The organism is Streptomyces sp. NPDC031466 (assembly GCF_055581265.1).
Window position 1 is genome coordinate 290,199 of record NZ_JBVIJT010000011.1, and the last position, 21,664, is coordinate 311,862.

The 21,664-nt window shown below is 73.0% G+C and carries 18 protein-coding genes and 1 riboswitch; of the genes, 7 read left to right on the plus strand and 11 right to left on the minus strand.

The window, feature by feature from the left end; translation table 11 throughout:
- Positions 1-458 precede the first annotated feature (458 nt).
- From ACZ5GP_RS27630 to ACZ5GP_RS27645, 4 genes are all read right to left on the minus strand, one after another.
- Positions 459-941 carry a DUF6099 family protein gene (locus tag ACZ5GP_RS27630; RefSeq protein WP_468753386.1) on the minus strand — a complete coding sequence of 161 codons (483 nt, stop codon included), beginning with the start codon at positions 939-941 and terminating at the stop codon, positions 459-461.
- 324 nt (positions 942-1,265) lie between these two features.
- A complete protein-coding gene (locus ACZ5GP_RS27635) occupies positions 1,266-1,643 on the minus strand; it encodes a nucleotide pyrophosphohydrolase (protein ID WP_468753387.1) in 378 nt (125 codons plus the stop codon).
- The gene (locus ACZ5GP_RS27640) at positions 1,640-2,803 is read right to left on the minus strand and encodes an AAA family ATPase (RefSeq protein ID WP_468753388.1); all 1,164 of its coding nucleotides are present in this window, start codon (positions 2,801-2,803) and stop codon (positions 1,640-1,642) included. Before ACZ5GP_RS27640 ends, ACZ5GP_RS27635 begins: the two co-directional genes overlap by 4 nt.
- A 201-nt stretch (positions 2,804-3,004) precedes the next feature.
- Positions 3,005-3,397, minus strand: coding sequence for a cell division protein SepF (locus ACZ5GP_RS27645; protein ID WP_358580778.1), 393 nt, complete (start codon positions 3,395-3,397; stop codon positions 3,005-3,007).
- 243 nt (positions 3,398-3,640) lie between these two features.
- On the opposite strand from ACZ5GP_RS27645, the gene cbiE reads away from it, so the two are divergent.
- Positions 3,641-4,894, plus strand: a complete 1,254-nt coding sequence (gene cbiE, locus ACZ5GP_RS27650; RefSeq protein ID WP_468753389.1) for a precorrin-6y C5,15-methyltransferase (decarboxylating) subunit CbiE — start codon at positions 3,641-3,643, stop codon at positions 4,892-4,894.
- 4 nt (positions 4,895-4,898) lie between these two features.
- Positions 4,899-5,648: a precorrin-4 C(11)-methyltransferase gene (cobM, locus tag ACZ5GP_RS27655; RefSeq protein ID WP_468753390.1), complete on the plus strand. Its 750-nt coding sequence runs from the start codon at positions 4,899-4,901 to the stop codon at positions 5,646-5,648.
- A 150-nt stretch (positions 5,649-5,798) separates the two neighbouring features.
- Here the strand turns inward: cobM and ACZ5GP_RS27660 are convergent, their stop codons facing one another.
- On the minus strand, positions 5,799-7,019 hold the full coding sequence (locus tag ACZ5GP_RS27660; protein WP_468753391.1) for a cobalt-precorrin-5B (C(1))-methyltransferase: 1,221 nt from the start codon (positions 7,017-7,019) through the stop codon (positions 5,799-5,801).
- Between the two features lie 17 nt (positions 7,020-7,036).
- Here ACZ5GP_RS27660 and ACZ5GP_RS27665 point away from each other — a divergent pair, with 17 nt between their 5' ends.
- Complete coding sequence (locus ACZ5GP_RS27665) at positions 7,037-7,804, plus strand: cobalt-precorrin-6A reductase (RefSeq protein WP_468753392.1); 768 nt, start codon at positions 7,037-7,039, stop codon at positions 7,802-7,804.
- A 228-nt stretch (positions 7,805-8,032) separates the two neighbouring features.
- Here the strand turns inward: ACZ5GP_RS27665 and ACZ5GP_RS27670 are convergent, their stop codons facing one another.
- The 3 genes from ACZ5GP_RS27670 to ACZ5GP_RS27680 are packed head-to-tail and all read right to left on the minus strand — an operon-like array spanning position 8,033 to position 11,651.
- Positions 8,033-9,565: a precorrin-2 C(20)-methyltransferase gene (locus ACZ5GP_RS27670; RefSeq protein WP_468753393.1), complete on the minus strand. Its 1,533-nt coding sequence runs from the start codon at positions 9,563-9,565 to the stop codon at positions 8,033-8,035.
- Positions 9,562-10,188 (minus strand): precorrin-8X methylmutase, encoded by a 627-nt coding sequence (locus tag ACZ5GP_RS27675; RefSeq protein ID WP_468753434.1) that lies wholly within the window; start codon positions 10,186-10,188, stop codon positions 9,562-9,564. The genes ACZ5GP_RS27670 and ACZ5GP_RS27675 overlap by 4 nt, the downstream gene beginning before the upstream one ends.
- An 11-nt stretch (positions 10,189-10,199) precedes the next feature.
- On the minus strand, positions 10,200-11,651 hold the full coding sequence (locus ACZ5GP_RS27680; RefSeq protein WP_468753435.1) for a cobalamin biosynthesis protein CobG: 1,452 nt from the start codon (positions 11,649-11,651) through the stop codon (positions 10,200-10,202).
- Positions 11,652-11,765: 114 nt separating this feature from the next.
- Positions 11,766-11,885: riboswitch (cobalamin riboswitch) on the plus strand.
- A 43-nt stretch (positions 11,886-11,928) separates the two neighbouring features.
- Between ACZ5GP_RS27680 and cobN the strand changes: the two genes are divergently transcribed.
- Complete coding sequence (gene cobN, locus ACZ5GP_RS27685) at positions 11,929-15,552, plus strand: cobaltochelatase subunit CobN (protein WP_468753394.1); 3,624 nt, start codon at positions 11,929-11,931, stop codon at positions 15,550-15,552.
- Positions 15,549-16,208, plus strand: a complete 660-nt coding sequence (locus tag ACZ5GP_RS27690; protein ID WP_468753395.1) for a histidine phosphatase family protein — start codon at positions 15,549-15,551, stop codon at positions 16,206-16,208. The genes cobN and ACZ5GP_RS27690 overlap by 4 nt, the downstream gene beginning before the upstream one ends.
- A gap of 15 nt (positions 16,209-16,223) precedes the next feature.
- Here the strand turns inward: ACZ5GP_RS27690 and ACZ5GP_RS27695 are convergent, their stop codons facing one another.
- Positions 16,224-16,400, minus strand: a complete 177-nt coding sequence (locus ACZ5GP_RS27695; protein ID WP_468753396.1) for a hypothetical protein — start codon at positions 16,398-16,400, stop codon at positions 16,224-16,226.
- A gap of 115 nt (positions 16,401-16,515) precedes the next feature.
- On the opposite strand from ACZ5GP_RS27695, the gene ACZ5GP_RS27700 reads away from it, so the two are divergent.
- Together ACZ5GP_RS27700 and ACZ5GP_RS27705 are read left to right on the plus strand one after the other, a co-directional pair.
- A complete protein-coding gene (locus tag ACZ5GP_RS27700; RefSeq protein WP_468753397.1) occupies positions 16,516-16,731 on the plus strand; it encodes a hypothetical protein in 216 nt (71 codons plus the stop codon).
- A 481-nt stretch (positions 16,732-17,212) separates the two neighbouring features.
- Positions 17,213-17,341: a DUF6408 family protein gene (locus ACZ5GP_RS27705; RefSeq protein WP_468753398.1), complete on the plus strand. Its 129-nt coding sequence runs from the start codon at positions 17,213-17,215 to the stop codon at positions 17,339-17,341.
- Between the two features lie 52 nt (positions 17,342-17,393).
- Here the strand turns inward: ACZ5GP_RS27705 and ACZ5GP_RS27710 are convergent, their stop codons facing one another.
- On the minus strand, positions 17,394-19,520 hold the full coding sequence (locus tag ACZ5GP_RS27710) for a DUF2075 domain-containing protein (protein ID WP_468753436.1): 2,127 nt from the start codon (positions 19,518-19,520) through the stop codon (positions 17,394-17,396).
- Positions 19,521-19,664: 144 nt separating this feature from the next.
- A complete protein-coding gene (locus tag ACZ5GP_RS27715) occupies positions 19,665-21,548 on the minus strand; it encodes a DNA/RNA helicase domain-containing protein (RefSeq protein WP_468753399.1) in 1,884 nt (627 codons plus the stop codon).
- Positions 21,549-21,664: the final 116 nt, after the last annotated feature.

Sequence of the window (21,664 nt, forward strand, 5' to 3'; positions counted from 1 at the left end):
GCCGATCCCCCGCCGCCCCGGTCGGGTGAAAATCCGCCGGCAGCGCGCCCGCGAAGGCCTCGGCCGCCCCCGTACCCCAGCCATCCGCTGCCGCCCACCCCCGCGCAGGCACCGGCCCACACACAACCGCCCGCCCCGCGCAGGCACCCGCCTTCGCACAACCGCCCGCCCCGCGCAGGCACCGGCGCCCACGGGCAGGCACCCACCCCCGCACGGCCATCCGCCCCGCGCAGCCGCCCCCTTCCGCCGGCCCCACCGCCACTGTCACCACGCCCGGCCGCTTGCCGGCCACGGGACCCACCGACCCACCGACCCACCGACCCACCGACCCACCGACCCACCGACCCACCGACCCACCGACCCACCGACATGATGGCCGCCGCCCCCACCCCAGCGGGCGCCCGTCCGCGAAACCGCGCCAGGGCCCACGCCCGACCACCTCCGCCTCCCCCTCCACCTCACGACCACCCCGCCGTCGAATCCGCCTCCGGCAGAGCCTGCTCGCGCACCGCGAGCCTGCGCAGCATCTCCAGGACGCGGTCCCTCGACTCGTCGGCGGCGTCTATCGCCTCCATGCACTGCCAGTACACGCCCTCGTCGGCGGCGCCCATCGCGACTCCGACGAGCGCGATGCCGACCTCGCCGAGCAGCCGGTCCAGTGCGAGCAGGACGTCGTGCGCGTCGCCGGTATCCGTCAACCGCGCGGCCCTGATGTCCTCCGTCCCCAGCCGTGGGGCGTCGAGCACCCCGCAGGCTCTGCCACCGACCTCGCTCAGCCCCAGCGCCTCGCCCCGTAACTCAGGAGGGCCCGCCACCGCGAGGCGGCTGCCGATCGCCTGCGCGAGCGCCTGCGACTGCCACACCTCCACGACGATGGCGACCGGGTCCTCGCTCAGCGCCAGGGCACGCCGGTTCGCCTCGATGAGCCGCATCGCGTTCATGCACAACCCCCACCCTCCCGCGCGCCTACGCCGCACGTTCGCCCGAACTCCCGCGTCCACTACCCAGAGTGATACCCATCCGGTCGAAAAGCCAGGGGAAGCCGGAAATCTGTGGACAACCAATCGATTTTCGACAAGCCAACCACTCCGGAGAGTGACAAAAGTATCGAGAGGCGGGTTGTCGCGGTGCTCAGAAGCCGCCGAAGCCGAGACGGTGGGGCCGCGACAAGGCCCCCGAAATAGCCAAGCCGGTAGGGCCGACGAGGCCCGGAAAGCCAAGTCGGCAGGCCCTACCGACCCCAAGGGCCTACCGACCCCCAAGGCCTACCGGCCCCCAGGTCGCGCGCCGGCGGACTTCCCGCGCCCCTCGGCAACCGGAAACCGCTCCTCGTTCCGGTCGATCTTCGCCGCGAGCGCGGCCAGCGCGTCGATCCCCAGCACCTCGCAGAACTGCAGCAGATACGCGAGGACATCGGCGACCTCGTCCGTCACCCGGTGCGCGGAGTCCGGGTCCCGCATCACCCGCTCCGACTCCTCCGGCGTCAACCACTGGAAGATCTCGACCAGTTCGGACGCCTCCACGCTCAGCGCGGCGGCCAGGTTCTTCGGGGTGTGGTACCGCCCCCAGTCGCGGGCCTTCGCGAACTCGGCCAGCCTGCGCTGAAGTGCCGCTGCATCAGGTACGTCACGTCGTTCCGTCACGGCTCAAGGTCTACCACCGAGGCACCGGCCGCGGTCGCCCAGGCCGCGTCCCGGACCGCCCCGACCAGGCGGATGTGGCCGCGCGCGCACATGCGCGCCGCCAGTTCGACGAGCGCGCGCGACTGTCGGGCGTCCATGCGGCGGTCGAGGCCGTCGGCGACGACCGTCAGGGTCTGGTACGCCGCCGGAACCTCCGCCACCGGGTCGACGGCGAGCACGCCGGGCCCGGTCAGCAGGACGAGCGCGAGGGCCAGGTACCGTAGCTCCCCGTCCCCGAGCCGCGCGAGGGGCGTACGGACCCCGTCCCCCCGGTCGACGTAGGCCTGCACCGAACCGTCCCGGGCCTCCTCGGCGTACACGTCGCCGACCGGTCCCGCACAGCCCTCGCGCACCGCGGAGACCAGCAGCGCGTGGCGTACGGAACACTCGGTACGGGTGCGCCACAGCACTTCGGCGAGGTTGTCGCAGCCCCCCAGCAGCCGGCCCGCGGCGATCCGTCCGGCCGGGACCGGCGCCCGCATCCGGCCGGGGCGCGGGTCGCAGGGGAACACCGAGCGCAGCGCGACCACGACCTGCTCGGCCGCCGCGAGGACCAGGCGCTGCCCGTCGGTCTTGCCCGCCACGCGCAGGGGCACGAGGGCCGTGCCGAGCCGGTCGTCCGGCATCGGGGCGCGGGTCACGGGCGCGGCGCCCGCGGTGTGCCAGGCGGCCTGGACCATGGGCCGGCCGGGGTCGCGCAGGGCCGTCTCCAAGAGGACGAGGTCGCCGCGGGTCAGCCGCTCGCCCACGACCCGCAGTTCGGGCTCGACCTGGACTGCGAGGTCGAGCCGCACGGTTCCGACGGGTCCCTCGACCGTGCAGCCGATGCGGAAGCCGCGCCGCCGCTGGCCGTCGGCCCGGGCGCGTTCGGGCACGCACGCCGCGGGGTCCTCGAAGACCTCGGCCAGTTCGGCACCGGCGCCGAGCCGCGCCAGCGCCTCGTACGCGCGCAGGGCGCTGGACTTGCCGCTGCCGCTGGGGCCCGCGAGGAACGTCAGAGCGCCGAAGGGGAGCACCGCGCCGCGGTGCCCGGCGAAGGCCGACAGCCGTAACTCGGTGACCTGCGGTCGGTCCTGGCCTGCCGCAGGTCGGGCGGCAGGCACCGGGGTATGCACCGTCATGCTCGGAAGCTAAGGGGCGGCGGGCCGGGCGAACCGTTACGCCCAACCGACCTTCCTACGATCGGGGGATTCCCCCGAAAGATCCCCCGACCCGATCAGCGAGGGGCTACGACAGAACGCGGCCGACCTCGACGGCCGGCCCCGACGGAGGGCCCTGGCGGACGGCCCCGGCGTGCGGTGCCGTACCACGCGGCCCGGCCCCTACGGCTGCGCGACCGCTTCGACCAGGCCCTGGACCTCCGTGCCGGGCGGCGCGAGGAGGAAGACGTTCTTGTCGACCCGGTGCATGCCGCAGCCGAGGCCCATCACCACACCGCTGCTGAAGTCGAGGACGCGCTTGGCCACGTCCGTCTCGGCGCCCGTCAGGTCGAGCAGGACCGGGATCTGCGACATGACGGTCTCGGCGACCTCGCGGGCGTCCGAGAAGACATTGACCCGCATCACCACGAACCGCCGGCGCGTCTCGGTCTCCGCGTCGGGCAGCGCGCTGTGTCCGGGCCACGAAGGCCATTCGTTGCGGCTGCGCAGCGGTACGACCTGGGCGAGCCCTTCCCACTGTTCGTCGGTGACGTCGTGGCGCTGACTGCTACTCACTGGCCCACCCCGTCCTGGCTCGCACTCGTTGTCTGCACCGGGCAATTCTTACGCCAAGTCACCCGTTCAGCCCAACAGCGACACGGATGGCCCCCTCGAAGCACCCCCAGGAGGCGATAAGGGGGCGTGGCCAGGTCCCCAGTAGAGTGCGGCTGCGCAGCCCTTCCCGAAACCCGAGGTCAGGTACCAGCAGTGACCCCCGCACCCCCTCCCGACACACCGGGCATACCAGGTACCCCACGCATGCCGGACATACCGGCTGTCTCCGTCGTGGGTATCGGGGCGGAGGGCTGGGAAGGCCTGCCGGCCACCTCGCGCGCGGCGCTCGTGGAGGCCGAGGTACTCATCGGCGGGCCCCGGCAGCTGGATCTGCTGCCCCTGCCCGAGTGCCCGGGCGAACGCGTCGCCTGGCCCTCGCCGCTGCGGCCCGCCGTGGCCGGCCTGCTCGCGGCCCACGCGGGGCGCCGGATCGCCGTCCTGGCGAGCGGCGACCCCATGTTCCACGGCATCGGGCGCGCCCTGAGCGAGGAGCTGGGAGCCGCCGCCCTGCGCGTACTGCCGCACCCCTCCTCCGTCTCCCTCGCGTGTGCGCGCCTCGGCTGGCCCGTCGAGGACACCGAGGTCCTCACCCTCGTCGGCCGCCCGGCGGCGCGCCTCGCGTCCGCGCTGTACGACGGGCGCCGCCTCCTCGTGCTCAGCGCCAACGCGGGCACCCCCGCCGAGGTCGCCGCGCTGCTGTCCGAGCGGGGTTTCGGACCGAGCCGACTGCGCGTGCTGGAACAGCTCGGTTCGGGTCGGGAGTCCCGTTACGAAGGTGTCGCCGAGGCCTGGTCGCACGCACCCGGCGATCCGCTGAACGTCATCGCGGTCGAGTGCCGCCGCTCCCCCGGCGCCCTGCGCCTCGGTGCCGTGCCCGGGCTGCCCGACACGGCGTACGAGAGCGACGGACAGCTCACCAAGCGGCATGTGCGTGCCGCCACGCTGGCGGCACTGGCGCCCGCGCCCGGTGAGCTGCTGTGGGACGTGGGCGGTGGGTCGGGGTCGATCGCGGTGGAGTGGATGCGGGCGCACCCGGCGTGCCGTGCGGTCACCGTCGAGAAGAACGCGGTACGGGCCGGGCGGATCGTGCGCAACGCCGATCGTCTCGGCGTTCCCGGACTGCGCGTCGTCACCGGCGCTGCACCCGAGGCGCTCGGTGAACTCCCCGTGCCCGACGCGGTGTTCATCGGCGGCGGCCTCACCGCGCCCGGCCTCCTCGACGCCTGCTGGGAGGCGCTGCCGGTCGGCGGGCGGCTCGTGGCCAACACCGTCACGCTGGAGTCGGAGGCGCTGCTCACCGGCTGGTACCGGCGCCACGGTGGCGAGTTGGTGCGGCTCGCGGTCGCACAGGCCGTTCCCGTGGGCGGCTTCACCGGGTGGCGCCAGGCCATGCCGGTCACCCAATGGTCCGTCACCAAGCGTGCCGGTCAAGGCGTCAAGGCGATCGAGGAGATCTAGAACGATGACGGTGTACTTCATCGGTGCCGGGCCCGGCGCGGCCGACCTGATCACGGTGCGCGGCGCGCGGACGCTCGCCGCCTGCCAGGTCTGCCTGTACGCGGGCAGCCTGGTGCCGCGCGAGCTGCTCGCCGAGTGCCCGCAGGGCGCCCGGCTGGTGGACACCGCGCGGCTCGATCTCGATGCGATCACCGCCGAGCTGGTGGGCGCGCACGAGCGGGGGCTCGACGTGGCGCGGCTGCACTCGGGGGACCCGTCCGTGTTCAGCGCGGTCGCCGAGCAGATGCGACGCCTCGACGCGGCGGGCGTCCCGTACGAGGTCGTCCCCGGGGTCCCGGCGTTCGCGGCGGCCGCCGCCGCGCTGAAGCGGGAGCTGACGGTGCCGACCGTCGGGCAGACGGTCATTCTCACGCGGGTCGCGCAGCGGGCCACCCCGATGCCCGAGGGCGAGGACCTGGCCACGCTGGGCCGCAGCGGCGCGCTGCTCGTGCTGCACCTCGCCGCCGGGTACGTGGACCGGGTGGTCGAGGAACTCCTGCCCCACTACGGCGCCGACTGCCCGGCGGCCGTCGTCGCCCTCGCGAGCCGCCCCGACGAGGTGATCCTGCGGGGCACGCTGGAGTCCATCGCGGGGCAGGTGAAGGAGGCGGGGATCGTGCGGACCGCCGTCATCCTGGTGGGCCGCACGCTGGGCGCCACGCAGTTCCGTGACAGCCACCTGTACTCGGCGGACCGGGACCGGCACATCTGCTGACGGGGCGGGATGCTGTTCGGCGTGGACCGCGGTTCGGCGCGGGCGGCTCCTCGGCCGGGGCTGCTGTTCGGCGTGGGCGGCTTCCGGCCGGGGCTGCTGTTCGGCGTGGGCGCACGTCCCTCCGGGCCGCTCCTCGGAGTGGTCCCCGCCTCAGGGGCCCCGGAGTTCGCTTCGCCCCACCACCGTTCCCGCCCGGTCGATGCAGATGACGTCCACCGCCACCGGGGCGCCCCGCAGCACGCCCAGCGCCTCGTCCCGTGCCGTCGCCGCCACCAGGTCGCCCAGCGCCACGCCCGCCGCCTCGCACAGGCGCAAGGCCTCGAGGCCCGTGTTGGCGGCGGCCACCCGCGCCGCCAGTGCCTCGTCGGCGCCGCCCGCCCGCGCCAGTTCCGCGAGGAAGCCCTTGTCGACCTGGGAGCGCGCCGAGTGGAGGTCGAGGTGGCCCGCCGCCAGCTTGGACAGTTTGGCGAAGCCGCCGCAGATGGTGAGGCGCTCCACGGGGTGACGGCGTACGTACTTCAGGACGGCCCCCGCGAAGTCCCCCATGTCGAGCAGCGCGTCCTCCGGGAGGCCGTGCTCCGCGACGACCGTCTTCTCGGAGGTCGAGCCGGTGCAACCCGCGAGGTGCGTGCGCCCGGCCGCCCGTGCCACGTCCACGCCGCGGCGGATGGAGTCGATCCACGCCGAGCAGGAGTAGGGCACGACGATGCCGGTGGTGCCGAGGATGGACAGGCCGCCGAGGATGCCGAGACGCGGGTTCCAGGTGGAGCGGGCGATCTCCTCGCCGTGGTCGACGGAGATCGTGATCTCGACGTCCGGTGTGGTCCCGGCGCGCTCGGCCACCAGAGCCACGTGGTCGCGCATCAGCTGCCGGGGCACGGGGTTGATCGCGGGCTCGCCCACGTCGAGCGGCAGACCGGGACGGGTGACCGTGCCGACGCCCGGGCCGGCCTTGAAGACGACGCCGGAGCCGGGCGGCAGCCTGCGCACCGTGGCCCGGACGAGCGCGCCGTGCGTGACGTCCGGGTCGTCGCCGGCGTCCTTGACGATGCCCGCCATGGCGTACGTGTCCGTGCGCTCCTCGGCGGCGAGCGCGAAGGCGGGCGTCTGGCCCTTGGGCAGCGTGATCGTCACCGGGTCGGGGAAGTCGCCGGTGAGCAGCGCCGTGTAGGCGGCCGTGGTCGCCGCCGTCGCGCAGGCGCCGGTCGTCCAGCCGGACCGCAGACCGGTGTGCTTGAGTTGGGCGCCGCGCCCGCCTTTCGCCGCACCCGGCTCGTCGGACCCGCTCGGCCGACTCGGCCCGCTTGCCTGACCCGGCTCGCTCGGCCGACTCTGCCCACCTGGCTCATCTGGCCCACTTGGCTCACTCATGAAGGAAACCGAACTCCGTGCACATACTGATTCTGGGGGGAACGACCGAGGCCCGTCGCCTGGCGGAGCTGCTCGTGGGCGAGGCGGGGCTGCGGGTGACCAGTTCCCTCGCGGGACGGGTCGCGGCGCCCCGGCTGCCGCCCGGCGAGGTCCGCGTCGGCGGGTTCGGCGGGGCCGAGGGGATGGCGGTGTGGCTGCGGGAGCACCGCGTGGACGCGCTCATCGACGCCACCCATCCTTTCGCCGGGACGATCTCGTTCAACGCGGCGGAGGCCGCCGCCACGGCCCATGTTCCCCTGCTCGCCCTGCGCAGGCCCGGCTGGGTCGCCGGTGAGGGCGACGACTGGCATCCGGTCGACTCCCTGGAGCAGGCGGCGCGGGTGCTTCCGGCCCTTGGTGAGCGGGTTTTCCTCACCACCGGGCGGATGGGCCTCGCCGCGTTCGCCGGGGACCCGGAGCTGGAACGGCTGTGGTTCCTCGTACGATCCGTCGACGCGCCGGAGCCGCCGTTCCCCGCCCGCATGGAGACCCTCTTGGAGCGGGGCCCGTTCACGCTCGACGGCGAGCGCGAGCTGCTGCGCGCGCACCGGATCGACGTCCTCGTGACGAAGGACAGCGGGGGCGCGGCGACCGCGCCGAAGCTGGTCGCCGCGCGCGAGGCGGGGGTACCGGTGGTGGTGGTCCGGCGCCCCGTCGCGCCTGCCTCGGCCGCCGTGGTCACCACGCCTCGGGAGGCGGTGGCCTGGCTCCTCCTCCAGCGGGAGCGCTCCGCGGGCCGTCATTGACCCGCGGGCCGGCGGGAACTGGCCGCGCAGTTCCCCGCGCCCCTGAAGGGGCGCCACCTCGGCCCTTGGACAGCTGCGCGGCGCCCGTCAGCCCTCGGACATAACCGCCCGCGGGTACGTCGTGGCTGAGCGCGCCGTTCCCCGCGCCCCTTAAGGGGCGCCCGGCTCGGGCCTTGGACAGCTGCGCGGGAACTGCGCGGTCGGCTCCCAGCCGCCCGCAGGGGCTTCTCAGCCCCCCTCCGGGTACCTCCGCGGGGTCCAGACGATTCCTTCTCCCGCGCCCCGCCGGGTCCACCGCGTCTGTGAAGAGCCGACGATCAGCAGCGTCCGCATGTCCACCTCGGCCGGATCGAGGTCCCCGAGGCGCACCACCCGTACCGACTCCTCCGGGCCTCCGACGTCCCGGCCGAGGACGACCGGCGTATCGGGCGTCCGGTGCTCCAGGAGCAGTTCCCGCGCCTTGCCCACCTGCCAGGTGCGGCTGCGCGAGCCGGGGTTGTAGAGGGCGAGGACGAGATCCGCGGCGGCCGCGGCGGCCAGGCGTTCCGCGATGACCTCCCACGGCTTGAGCCGGTCGGAGAGGGAGATCGTGGCGTAGTCGTGGCCGAGGGGAGCGCCCGCGCGCGCGGCGGCGGCGTTCGCGGCGGTCACTCCTGGCAGCACCCGCACCGGGATGTCCTCGTACGCGTCCTGCGAGGCGGCCTCCAGGACGGCCGTGGCCATCGCGAAGACGCCGGGGTCGCCGCCCGAGACGACGGCGACGCGCCGCCCGCGCCGCGCCAGCTCCAGGGCGAACTCGGCGCGTTCGGACTCCACCCGGTTGTCCGAGCCGTGCCGCTGCTGGCCGGGGCGGCGCGGTACCCGGTCGATGTACGTGGTGTAGCCGACGAGGTCGTCGGCGGCGGCGAGCGCGCCGCGCGTCTCCGGGGTGAGCCAGAGGGGACCCGCGGGGCCGGTGCCGACCACGACGACCTCGCCGCGGCGGTCCGCGACGGGCTCCGGCCCGGGGCCGCCCGTGAGCGGCGCCACCCGGCTCGGCAGCACCGCCACCGAGAAGTAGGGCACCGACTCGGGGTCCACGTCGGCGAGGCGGCCGGTGCGCTCGCCGTCCATGGTGGCGCGCTCGACGTAGCGGGCCTCGTCGAGGCGGCCGGCGCGCTCCAGGGCGCCGCGCACCTTGCCGAACGTGCGGCCGAGTTTCATGACGACCGCCGAGTCCGTCGACGCGAGGCGGGCGGCCAGCTCCTCCTCGGGGAGGGTGCCGGGCAGGATCGTCAGGACCTCCTCGGCCTCCACGAGGGGTTCGCCGAGGCGGGCGGCGGCGGCGCTGACCGACGTGACACCGGGGATGACCTCGGTGTCGTAGCGGTGCGCGAGCCGCTTGTGCATGTGCTGGTAGGAGCCGTAGAAGAGCGGGTCGCCCTCGGCGAGGACGGCGACGGTGCGCCCGGCGTCCAGGTGCGCGGCGAGGCGGGCGGCGGCCTCTTCGTAGAAGTCGTCCAGGGCGCCGCGGTAGCCACCGGGGTGGTCGGTGGTCTCCGTGGTGACGGGGTAGACCAGCGGTTCCTCGATGTGGTCGGCGCGCAGGTGCTTCTCGGCGATCCGGCGGGCGATGGAGCGGCCGTGCCGGGCCGAGTGGTAGGCGATCACGTCGGCGGCGGCGATGACCTCGACGGCGCGGACGGTCATCAGGGAGGGGTCGCCGGGGCCGAGGCCGACGCCGTACAGCTTGCCCTTGGGGGTCCGGGTCTCGGTGTTCACTCCGCCTCGCTCGCAATCGCGTTGATCGCGGCGGCGGCCATCGCGCTGCCGCCCCGGCGGCCGCGTACGACCAGGTACTCCAGGCCGAGGCGGTTGGCTGAGAGGGCGTCCTTGGACTCGGCGGCGCCGACGAAACCGACCGGTATGCCGAGGACGGCGGCCGGGCGCGGGGCGCCCGCCTCGATCATCTCCAGGAGGCGGAAGAGCGCGGTGGGCGCGTTGCCGATGGCGACGACGGAGCCTTCGAGGCGGTCGCGCCACAGCTCCATGGCGGCCGCGCTGCGGGTGGTGGAGAGCTGCGCCGCGAGGTCGGGGACCGAGGGGTCGGTGAGGGTGCAGATCACGTCGTTGTCGGCGGGCAGCCGCTTGCGCGTGACGCCGCTCGCGACCATGTTCGCGTCGCACAGGATCGGCGCGCCGTCGCGCAGCGCCTTGCGGGCGTCGGCCACCACCCGCGGGCTGAAGGCGAGGTCGCGGACGAGGTCGACCATCCCGCAGGCGTGGATCATCCGCACCGCGACCTGGCTGATGTCGGCGGGCAGACCGGCGAGGTCCGCTTCCGCGCGGATGGTGGCAAAGGACTCGCGGTAGATCGCCGCGCCGTCCTTCTCGTAGTCGAACACTGTGCTCTCGCTCATCTCGTGGCCGTTGTGGTGGTGGTTGCGGATGTCGTACGTGCTGTCGTGACCGTCTCGGTCAATGTCCCGCCGCTCACGGGTGCCGTGCTGCCGCCGGTGCGCACGCTCACCTCGTAGCGCCCCTCTCCGGTGGCGAGTACGTCCACCCAGTCGCCGCGCGGATGTCCGCACCGGCGCTCGCAGCCGGACCAGTGGACGGGCAGGCCCCCGGCGCCGGGGACGGCGTCCGCGCGGACGTCGGCGAGGGACTTGGCGCAGCCGGGGCGTCCGGTGCAGGCGCCGACGCCGAGCCAGGGCGAGCGGGGGTCGGTGAGGAAACCGGCGTCGGCCAGTGCGCGCAGCCGCTCGCGCGCGGCGGCCTCGTCCGCGAAGCCCGGGACGACGAAGCCGCGCCACGGGGTGACCCGGATCTCCCCGCCGGGCGCGGGAAGCAGGGCACGCCACTGGGCAGCGCTCACCCGGCCGAGCCGGGCACTCACCACGACCGCGTACCCCAGGTCGGCGTCACCGATGACGCCGGGGGCGGGCGGGGCGGCGGCCGACGGGGCGCTGGGCGCGGGGGGTGCGGGCGGCGCGGAGGCAAGGGTGGACGGGATGGACGACCCGGACGCCGCGGAGGTCTCCGTCAGCCCAGAAGCCGCCCCGGCCGGCGGTCGCCCGGCGGAAGGGAACCCGCTCGGCGAGGCGTCCGGCGTCACGGGCTCCGTCGTGAGGCCCGCCGCCGCCAACGCCTCCGCCAGGTCCACGCCCCGCCCGGCCGGCAGTTCCGTCACCCGCCACGCGCCGTTGCCCGCCTCGCGGGCCGCGGCGAGGAAGGCCCCGGCCGCGGCGAGGGCGGCGCGCGGGGCGTCGGGGCCCGGGAGCCGCCGGGCGCTGTCCCCGACGCGTACCAGCGCCGTACCGCCCGATTCTGCGATCAAGGTCACATCGCCGCCGAGCCCGGCGGCATCCCCGCGCCCGTCGTCGAGAACGAAGAGGAAACGGCCGGAAAGCGCTGTCGTCCAGTCCTGCCCGCACAGGAGCCCATCCAGCTCGCGGGCCCACAACTGCACGTCGGCGTGGCCGAGTCGGTCGAGTCCCGCCAGCGGGGAGGCCACGATGTTCCGGACGCGCTCGTGGCGTTCGGAGGGCAGCAGGCCGGCGTCCGCGAGGAGCGCGGAGAGTTCGCCGCCGCAGCTCTCGCCGAGGCCGCGCAGCTCGATGTTGCCGCGCGAGGTGATGCTGTGGTTCCCGTCCGCGAGACGCTCGGCCGCGTTGGCCAGCGCCAGCGCCTGACGTACCGTCAAAAGTCCTGCGGGCAGCCGGAGTCGGGCCAGCGCGCCGTCGTCGGCGCGGTGCAGACGCAGGGCCCCGGGACAGGCGTCGCCCCGGTCGCGCACCCGATCACGTAGGGGGGATTCGCCCTGGTTCATGGAAGGTGCTCGGCTGGGCGGCATGGCGGCGAGCATACCCACGCCGATCCGGCCGGTCGCCTCCCGAGACGGGCCGTCCCGGCAGGCGGCCGCCCCACCGGCGGCGGGCAGGACTTACTATGCAGGCGGCGGCCCGCCAGGTCCGCCGACGCCAGCGACGGCGTGGGTCCACCAGGACCCGAGGGAGGAAGGCCGGTGCGAATCCGGCGCGGTCCCGCCACTGTGAGCCCCACCGAGGTGGGGCGAGCCAGGAACTCCTGCCGTCCATACGACCACCCGGGGCGCGGACACCCCGAGGAAGGCCTGCGCCCGCATGCTTCTGCTGCTGTCGACCTCCGACACCGACCTGCTCAGCGCCCGCGCGGCGGGGGGTCCGGTCGACTACCGGTTCGCCAACCCCTCCCGCCTGGACCTCGCCGAGCTGCCCTCGCTCCTGGAGGGCGCCGACCTCGTCGTCGTACGCCTCCTCGGCGGTGTCCGCGCCTGGCAGGACGGGCTCGACCAGCTCATCGCCAGCGGTCTGCCGGTGGTCGTGCTCACCGGCGAACAGGCACCCGACGCCCAGCTCATGGCCTCCTCGACGGTGCCCGTCGGCATCGCGGCCGAGGCCCACGCCTACCTCGCGCACGGCGGCCCCGCGAACCTGGAGCAGCTGGCCCGCTTCCTCTCCGACACCGTGCTGCTCACCGGCCACGGCTTCGACCCGCCGGCGCCCGCGCCGTCCTGGGGCCCGCTGGAGCGCGCCGCCCGCGACATCGAGGGCCCGACGGTCGCGGTGCTGTACTACCGCGCCCACCACATGAGCGGCAACACCGCGTTCATCGACGACCTGTGCGGTGCCATCGAGGACGCGGGCGCCCGCCCGATGCCGCTGTACGTGGCCTCGCTGCGCGCCCCCGAGCCCGAGCTGATCGACGCGCTGCGCCCCGCCGACGCCATCGTCACGACGGTCCTCGCCGCCGGTGGCACCAAGCCCGCCGAGGCCTCCGCGGGCGGTGACGACGAGTCGTGGGACGCAGGCGCGCTGACCGGGCTCGACGTGCCGATCCTCCAGGCGCTGTGCCTGACCGGGTCGCGTTCGGCCTGGGAGGAGAACGACGAGGGCGTCTCGCCGCTCGACGCCGCGAGCCAGATCGCGGTCCCGGAGTTCGACGGACGCCTCATCACCGTGCCGTTCTCGTTCAAGGAGATCGACGAGGACGGGCTCCCCGCCTATGTCGCCGACGCCGAGCGGGCGGCCCGGGTCGCCGGGATCGCCGTACGCCACGCACGCCTGAGGCACATCCCGGCCGCCGACAAGCGCCTCGCGCTGGTGCTCTCCGCGTACCCGACCAAGCACTCGCGGATCGGCAACGCGGTAGGCCTGGACACCCCCGCCTCCGCCGTCGCGCTGCTGCGCAGGCTGCGCGCCGAGGGTTACGACTTCGGCCCCGAGGCCGACATCCCCGGCCTCGTCTCGGGCGACGGCGACGAGCTGATCCGCGCGCTGATCGACGCGGGTGGCCACGACCAGGAATGGCTCACCGAGGAGCAGCTGGCCGCCAACCCCGTCCGCATCCCGGCCGCCGCCTACAAGCGCTGGTACGCGACGCTGCCGCAGGAGCTGCGGGACTCCGTCGAGCAGCACTGGGGGCCGCCGCCCGGCGAGATGTTCCTGGACCGCTCGCGGGTGGGCGACGGCGGCGACCCGGAGGGCGACATCGTGCTGGCCGCCCTGCGGCGCGGCAATCTGCTCATCCTCATCCAGCCGCCGCGCGGCTTCGGCGAGAACCCCATCGCGATCTACCACGACCCCGATCTGCCGCCTTCCCACCACTACTTGGCGGCCTACCGCTGGATCGCGGCCCCCGCGGCCGACGGCGGCTTCGGCGCCGACGCGATGGTCCACCTCGGCAAGCACGGCAACCTGGAGTGGCTGCCCGGCAAGAACGCGGGCCTCTCGGCGGCCTGCGGCCCCGACGCCGCGCTCGGCGACCTGCCGCTGATCTACCCGTTCCTGGTCAACGACCCGGGCGAGGGCACGCAGGCCAAGCGCCGCGTGCACGCCACGCTCATCGACCACCTCGTGCCGCCCATGGCCCGCGCCGACTCCTACGGCGACATCGCGCGCCTGGAGCAGCTCCTGGACGAGTACGCGCAGATCAGCTCGATGGACCCGGCGAAGCTGCCCGCGATCCGGGCGCAGATCTGGACGCTCATCCAGGCCGCGAAGCTCGACCACGACCTGGGCCTGGAGGACCGCCCGGACGACGACGGCTTCGACGACTTCCTCCTCCATGTCGACGGCTGGCTCTGCGAGATCAAGGACATGCAGATCCGCGACGGCCTGCACGTCCTCGGCACCGCCCCGGCGGGCGGCGACCGCGTCAACCTCGTCCTCGCCGTCCTGCGCGCCCGCCAGATCTGGGGCGGCACCTCCGCCCTGCCCGGTCTGCGCGAGGCGCTCGGCCTGGACGAGTCCGCGGCGACGCGCGTGAGCGCCGACGAGGCCGAGGAGAAGGCCCGCGCGCTGGTCCAGGCGATGGACGACGCGGACTGGGACCCCGCGGCCGTGGCCTCGGTGGCCGCGGGCCAGAGCGAGCAGGTCGCCGCCATCCTGGAGTTCGCGGCCCGCGAGGTCGTGCCCCGCCTGGAGGGCACCACGGCCGAACTGGACAACGCGGTACGGGCGTTGGAGGGCCGCTTCGTCCCCGCCGGGCCCAGCGGCTCCCCGCTGCGCGGCCTGGTCAACGTCCTGCCGACCGGCCGCAACTTCTACTCCGTCGACCCCAAGGCCGTCCCCTCCCGCCTCGCGTGGGAGACCGGCGAGGCCCTCGCCGACTCGCTCATCGAGCGGTACAAGAACGACAACGGCGACTACCCCACCTCCGTCGGCCTGTCCCTGTGGGGCACGAGCGCGATGCGCACGGCGGGCGACGACGTCGCCGAGGCGATGGCGCTGCTCGGTGTCCGCCCCGTCTGGGACGACGCCTCGCGCCGCGTCACCGGCCTGGAGGCCATCCCGTACGAGGACCTCGGCCGCCCGCGCATCGACGTGACACTGCGCATCTCGGGCTTCTTCCGCGACGCGTTCCCGCACACGATCGGCCTCCTCGACGACGCGGTGCGCCTCGCGGCCTCGCTGGACGAGCCCGCCGAGCACAACTACGTACGCGCCCACGCCCAGGCCGACCTGGCCGAGCACGGCGACGAGCGCCGGGCCACCACCCGCATCTTCGGCTCGCGTCCGGGCACGTACGGCGCGGGGCTGCTCCAGCTCATCGACTCGCGCGACTGGCGCACGGACGCGGACCTCGCCGAGGTCTACACGGTGTGGGGCGGCTACGCGTACGGGCGCGGGCTCGAAGGCCGGCCGGCCCGCGCCGAGATGGAGACCGCGTACAAGCGCATCGCGGTGGCCGCGAAGAACACGGACACCCGCGAGCACGACATCGCGGACTCCGACGACTACTTCCAGTACCACGGCGGCATGGTCGCGACCGTGCGCGCGCTGCGGGGCACGGCCCCCGAGGCGTACATCGGCGACTCGACGCGCCCCGAGACGGTCCGCACGCGCACGCTGGTCGAGGAGACCTCGCGGGTGTTCCGCGCGCGGGTGGTCAACCCCAAGTGGATCGAGGCGATGCGCCGCCACGGCTACAAGGGCGCCTTCGAACTCGCCGCGACCGTGGACTACTTGTTCGGGTACGACGCCACGACGGGCGTCGTCGCCGACTGGATGTACGACAAGCTCACGGAGACCTACGTCCTGGACCCGACCAACCGGCAGTTCCTCCAGGAGAACAACCCCTGGGCGCTGCACGGCATCGCGGAGCGCCTCCTGGAGGCTCAGTCGCGCGGCATGTGGGCGAAGCCCGACCCGGCGGTCCTCGAAGCGCTGCGGCAGGCCTACTTGGAGACCGAGGGCAATCTGGAGGACGAGGGCCCGCGGGCGTGAGCGGGAGCGCCGTCCGGCACCTCTATCTCGCCCGGCACGGTGAGGCCACCGCCGACGAGAGCGAGCTGACTCGGGCCGGACGGCGCCAGGCCGCGCTGCTCGGGGAGCGGCTGCGGGGCGTGCCCCTCTCCGCGATCCACCATGGGCCGCTGCCTCGGGCCGAGCAGACGGCCCGGCTGGTCGGGGAGCGGCTCGACGGGGTGCCCCTGCACCGCTGCGAGGCCGCCGGGGACTACATCCCGTACATGCCCGTACGGGACGAACTCCCGCCGGACAGCGCGGAGTCGACGCTCCAGCGGCTGGCCCGGTTCCCCGCCGAGGAGCGGGAGGGCGGGCCCGCGCTGGCCCGCGCCGCCCTGGAACGCTTCACCGGCCCGGTGCCCGGCGCCGAGCCGCGCCACGAGCTGCTGGTCACGCACAACTTCCTGATCGGTTGGCTCGTGCGGGACGCCCTCGACGCACCGCCGTGGCGCTGGCTCGGCCTCAATCACGGCAACGCGGCTTTGACCGTGATCCGTTACGCGCCGGGACGCCCCGCCTCGCTGGTCTTCTTCAATGACATGCGGCACCTGCCCGCGGAGCTGCGCTGGACCGGCTTCCCGGCCGAACTGACACCCGAGGACGAGGCCGCCGACGCGGTCACAACAGGCGGGTAAACGCCGGGGTGTTGATCAGGGGCCCTCGATCGTGACCCCTTCGCCGATCGGCGTGTCGGCGAGGGGCAGCGGGGCGGGGGTCGCCACGGCCCGCCCGGTCGCGGCCACGGCCGGGGCGGCCGACAGCGCGAGACAGAGAACGAGTGGCCTCAGCAGGACGGCGTACACGGGCATGGCGCGACGGGTGCGCATACGACTGTCTTCTTCCCGTTCGTATGATCGTCAGTGACTTTTCGGGCGCCGCAGGATTACCCACGGTGAGCGGGTCGCGGTCGGCGGCCCACACGTGTGGTGCGAGGAGGCTGCGGTGAGCGGCAGTTGGATGCAGAGGCTCTCCCGTTGGGCACTGGTGACGGTGGCGCCGGCCGTGTGGTGTGCCGGCACGGCGCACGCCGACGAGACGCACGAGAACTCGCACAAAGCGCCCACGGTCGCGCGGGTCAGCACCGGCCAGATCGACGACCCGCTGGAGGACCTGCTGGAGCACACCCTCAACTTCGGCGACGGTTACCGCTGGGGATGACGCCCGGCACGGTCGGCGGCGCGCCGCCGGACGCCTGTGCGGTCCCCTCGGGCCGCGCAGGCACGCCTTCCGGCACGGGCATTCAGATCACGGGGCGGTGAGACACGTGACGCCCGGGACCTCGCCGGGGAGGGCGGGTGCCGCCGGCTCGACGAGCGTCGTGACGTCACCGACCGCCTGCGTCAGGCAGTCGACGGTCATGACCGGGTCCGGCCGGTCCCCGGCCCGACGGTGGCTTTCCCGGGAAAGCGGCCGAGGACCGAGTCCTGTAGTTCCCGAGGACGCGGGAAGCGCGACTCGCTCTCCGCTAAACTGCTCGGCGCTGCGCACCTTCCCGGAGGGTACGGGTGCGGGTCATGCGCCGGTCGGCGGCATGTGAGGAGCGGATGGTGTATCACCGCGTGGCTTCACGCGGTGTGTGCGCGGATGCCCGGTGGGTTGTCCCCCACCATTCCTTCTCACCGCCAAGGAGTGGTCACGCATGAACCCTGCCGAGTACGGGCCCGCGCGTCGCGTCTGGTTCCGCAAGGTCCTGACCGACGTCGCCATCGGGGTCGTCGCCAATCTTCTGGTGGCGGCCCTGACGGCGGCAGCACACCTGCTCTTCTGAGCAGGAAGGTGGCGGGTCCGGAGAGCCCGCCACCCACTTCGACCCGCCGTGGTCAGAACAGGGTCAGGCCGTTCTCGTCCTGCCGCTGCTTGGCCTTCTTCTTCCGGGCGTGCCGCGATCTGCCGCCCTTGGCGGGGCGCACCTCGTGCGGAACACGCACCTCGGGCGGGAGACTTGACCAGGTCGGCCGGAGGCCGTGGATCTCCGTGTCGGGCACGAGCGACTTGAGGTACTTCCGCGTCTCCTCGTCCGTCGAATAGAGGACGATCGCGCGGCTGGCACGGGTCAGCAGCACGTGATAGGCGTTGCGGACACAGCGGGCGAACGCTTCCTCGTCACCCTTGGTCCTCCTGCACATCTCCCTGTCGAGAGACCCTCGTTCCACGATCTCCCACTGTCCGGTGGCCTTGTCCCGCCGCTTCTTGCCCCGTTGGAACACCCATCGGTCGGTGCGCCAGACCATGTCGTCGCCCATGATCACACCGCACCAGTCCCACTCGAGCCCCTGCGCGGTGTAGATGCAGCCGATCTGGCCGAACCCGGCGTCGTGTACGCCCCAGATCCTGGAGGGCGGCTCACCGCCCGCGCAGTAGGAGTCGCTCGACGCGTTCCACGGGCGGTGCCAGTCGTCGATGCGCACATCGGCCACGAGCCGACGCTCCTTGTCCGGCGGGCTCCAGGGCCAGCAGAAACCGGCCATCATGCGAGCGGAAGCGCCGGCGGCGAACTCGGTACGGAGAATACTCTCCATGTCGTCCGGAGTGTCCGCGACCTCGATGTGCATCAGGCCGTCGGGCGTCCAGGTGCCCGGCTTCTGGCCCGAGATGCCGAGAAGGGACCGCACCCAGCGGATGTAGGCGTCGCTGCCCCCGCACCGGTACTGCTCCTGCAGTTGATAGCGACGGGCGATCACGCCGCGGCGTCTGGTCGCGTCCTCGATGACGCTCACCGTCCCCACCTCGTCGGGGCGCAAGGACTGGCTCTCGTCCAGGAAGAAGACGGTAAGGCGCGAGGCGTCCAGCAGTTCGTCTATCTGGGCCTTCGTGCCCTGTTTACCGGCGGCCCAGAACCTGCTGGTGGATCGCTCCCGCAACCGGTGTGCCTCGTCGCAGATCAGGACGTCCAGCGGTTCTTCCGGGGGTGTCACGAAGCTGCTGAAGTAGGTGAAGCTGTCCTTGAACTCGCGTTCCCCGTAGCCGACATGTTCCTGCATCGCCGCGTTGAACGCACGTGATCCGCTGGCGTACTTCACGGTTCGGCCGGCAGCCTCGAACTCCGCCTTCAGTTGCAGGCCGATGGCACTCTTGCCCGTACCGGCACCGCCGGTGACGAGGAACACCGCTCGACGCGGATTCGGGACGAGTGCGTCGGCGGCGGGATCGTCCAGGACATGCACCGCCGCTTGGAGCACGTCTTCCGCGACTGTCTTCTGACGGCCCCGCAGCGTGAAGACGGTGTCCTCGCCATTGGATTTGATCATGGCGTCGAGCAGCGGCGTGTTGCTCAGGTTCATGCGGCTGAGCAGGATCTCCGCCGCGGAGGACGACTCGTCCGCGGTGAAGTGCCGCTTGAGGTCCGCGAGGAGCTTGTCCCTGGTGTCCTTGGTGTAGGTGCGGGCGTACGACCCGGTGGGGGCGTCGACGCCCAGCAGCGGTCGTACGGACTCGTCGGTGGCGTTGTGCAGGTAGGCGAAGCCGCCGCACTCGAACCGCAGGCCGTGCAGCGGACCGGTGGTCCCGGTGAACAGCTCATAGCACTCCCGGAGCTGGAGCGCAGGATGCTTCTTCGCCTCCTCGATGCCCGGCACGTACACCAGGTCCGCGGTCGCTCTCTCCACGCGGGTGACCGTGGACCAGCGCTTCAGCTCCACGAGTTGGACGGAGAGGTCGCCGTCCGTCGGGTGGCGGCCCGCCAACACCACGTCGATCCGGCGGCTGCGGTCCGAGCGTTCGGGGTCGTCGACGGTGGCCGAACACTCGACGATCATCTCCACGTTGCCGCGCTCGGCGGCCACCAGATCCTTCGCCAGCTCGATGAGGCTCTCCGCCCAGGCCGTGCACTCGCCGAGCGACGCCTTGACCCCCCGGAAGTGCGTCCACCGGGCGGCAAGGTGAGGCACCATGCCGCGCCGTGCGTCGAGGGTGAGCAGATCTCTTGCCGACAACCGCAGCAGGAGCATGGACACGTGACGATTCCCCCAGGGCACGAGTGACTCGTGCGGGTGGGGGCATGTCCACTGGGGAAGCCCGTCGGGCCGCAACCGGTAACGGTGATCCTAGATACGCCGCTGCGGAAGCCGGAAATCGCGTCCGTTCGCCGGCCTTCAGGCCGTGACGACCTCACGCGCCGTTCCCACCAGTTCCCGCAGCTTCGCCCGCGTCTCGGGGTCCGTCGAGTAGACGACCGTGCCGACCATCCCCCTGGTCAGCAGGACCTTGTAGGTGTTGCGGATCAGGCGGTCGACGTCCACGTCCGACGGGGCCTTCTTGAAGACGGGGTCCTTGGACGCCGCACGGTCCGTGATCCACCGGTCAGTGCGCCAGACCAGGTCCGGACCGAGGATGACCCCGGACCAGTCGTACTCGAAACCCTGCGCCGTGTAGACGCAGCCGACCTGCCCGAAGCCGGCCGGATCGGTCGCCCAGAGCGCCGACTGCGGTGCGCCGGCGACGGATCGCTCGCCACGCAGGTTCCAGGGGCGCGCCCAGTCCCCGATGGTCACGTCCGCCACGAGTGGTTCTCCTGGCCTGGGCTCCTTCGACCAGGGCCAGCAGTACCCGGCGGACATACGAGCGCCGTAACCCTGGGCACGGCGTCCGTCTAGGAACGCCTCCATCTCCTGGGGGCTCTCGGCGACCAACAGCTCCATACGGTCGTCGGGGTCCCAGACGACCGGGCCGCCCGGCTCGAGACCGAGGAGCCGTACGACCCAACGCAGGTAGGCGTCACTGCCCCCGCAGCGGAACTGGCTGTCGAGCGGCACCACCCGGCATGCGAGGCCCTTCCTCGCGGCGGCCGCCTTGATCTCGGCCACGGTGCCCAACTCGCCGGGGCGCACCACCTGGTGTTCGTCGAGGAGGAACACCGGCACACGCGCGACGTCGATGAGTTCCTCCACCTGCGGTGTGCCGGTTCGATGAGCGGCCGGGGTGTAGCGGTTGGCCGACGTCTCACGGATGCGGTGGGCCTCGTCGCAGATCAGCACGTCCAACGTGTTCTTCTCCGCGGTCATGAAGCTGTTGAAGTACTTGAAGAGGTCCTGCACCTCGCGCTTTCGCGTGCCTGCCACCTTGCGCATCGTCTTGGTGAAGGACTGGGAGCCGGTGGCGTGCAGGGCGGGAACGCCCTGGCGGTAGAGCTCGCCCAACAGGGACAGCGCGATGACGCTCTTGCCCGTGCCGGGCCCACCAGTGACGATCACGACCTCCTTGTGGTCGGAGACCTTCGCCTTCCTGACGGCGTTGAGCACGAGGCGGTAGGCGACCTGCTGCTGGTCCAGGAGGACGAACTGCTCGCGGTCACGTACCTCGGCGGCGGCGACGGCCATCAACTGCTTGGAGGGCACCGGCTTGCCGGCGAGAAGCTCATCGGCGGCGGCGCCACCGGGATGCCCGGTGCTCAGTTTGCCGCGCAGGTGATCGAGGAAGGCTCCGCGGCGTTCGGCCGTGAACAGACGCCCCCGGTCGTCGACCTCCAGCTCACGCAACCCGGCCACGCCGAACTCGGTGGCGTTGTGGAGGTAGGCCACGCCGCTGACCCGGTCCGACCGCCCGGCCAGGGCGCCGTTGAAGTTCACGAGGTACTCGCAGTACCGGCGCACCTGCTCGACGGGGTTGAGGACCGCGTGCGTGTAGGCGTCGACGTGGCACAGGGCGGGGTCGTCCTCGTCCGGATCCGCCTGACTCCACTGCTTCAGTTCCACGACGACGTACGACGGCTCCCCCGTGACCGGGTGCACGCCCGCGAGGATCACGTCCACCCGCTTGCTGTTGAGCGGCAGCGCGTACTCGAGCATGACCTCGACGTCACCGAGTCCCGCCTCGTTGAGGACGCTGAGGAGCGCGGGAATGCTGCGCTCCCAGGAGCGGGCCTCCGAGGGGGTGGGCCGGTGGCCGTGCAGGCGCGAGAACTGCTCGGTCAGATGCAGGAACAGCGAACTGTCCATCGCCGCAGCCGCCACGGACTTGGCCGACGCACGGAACAACAAGGACTTCCCCCAGGCAGCACGAAGTGACTCGTGCGGGTGGGGGCGTGTCCTTCGAAACTCCACGGGGTGGAGCGGAAGCCCGTCGGGCCGCGATGACGATGTGTCACGAGGGTACC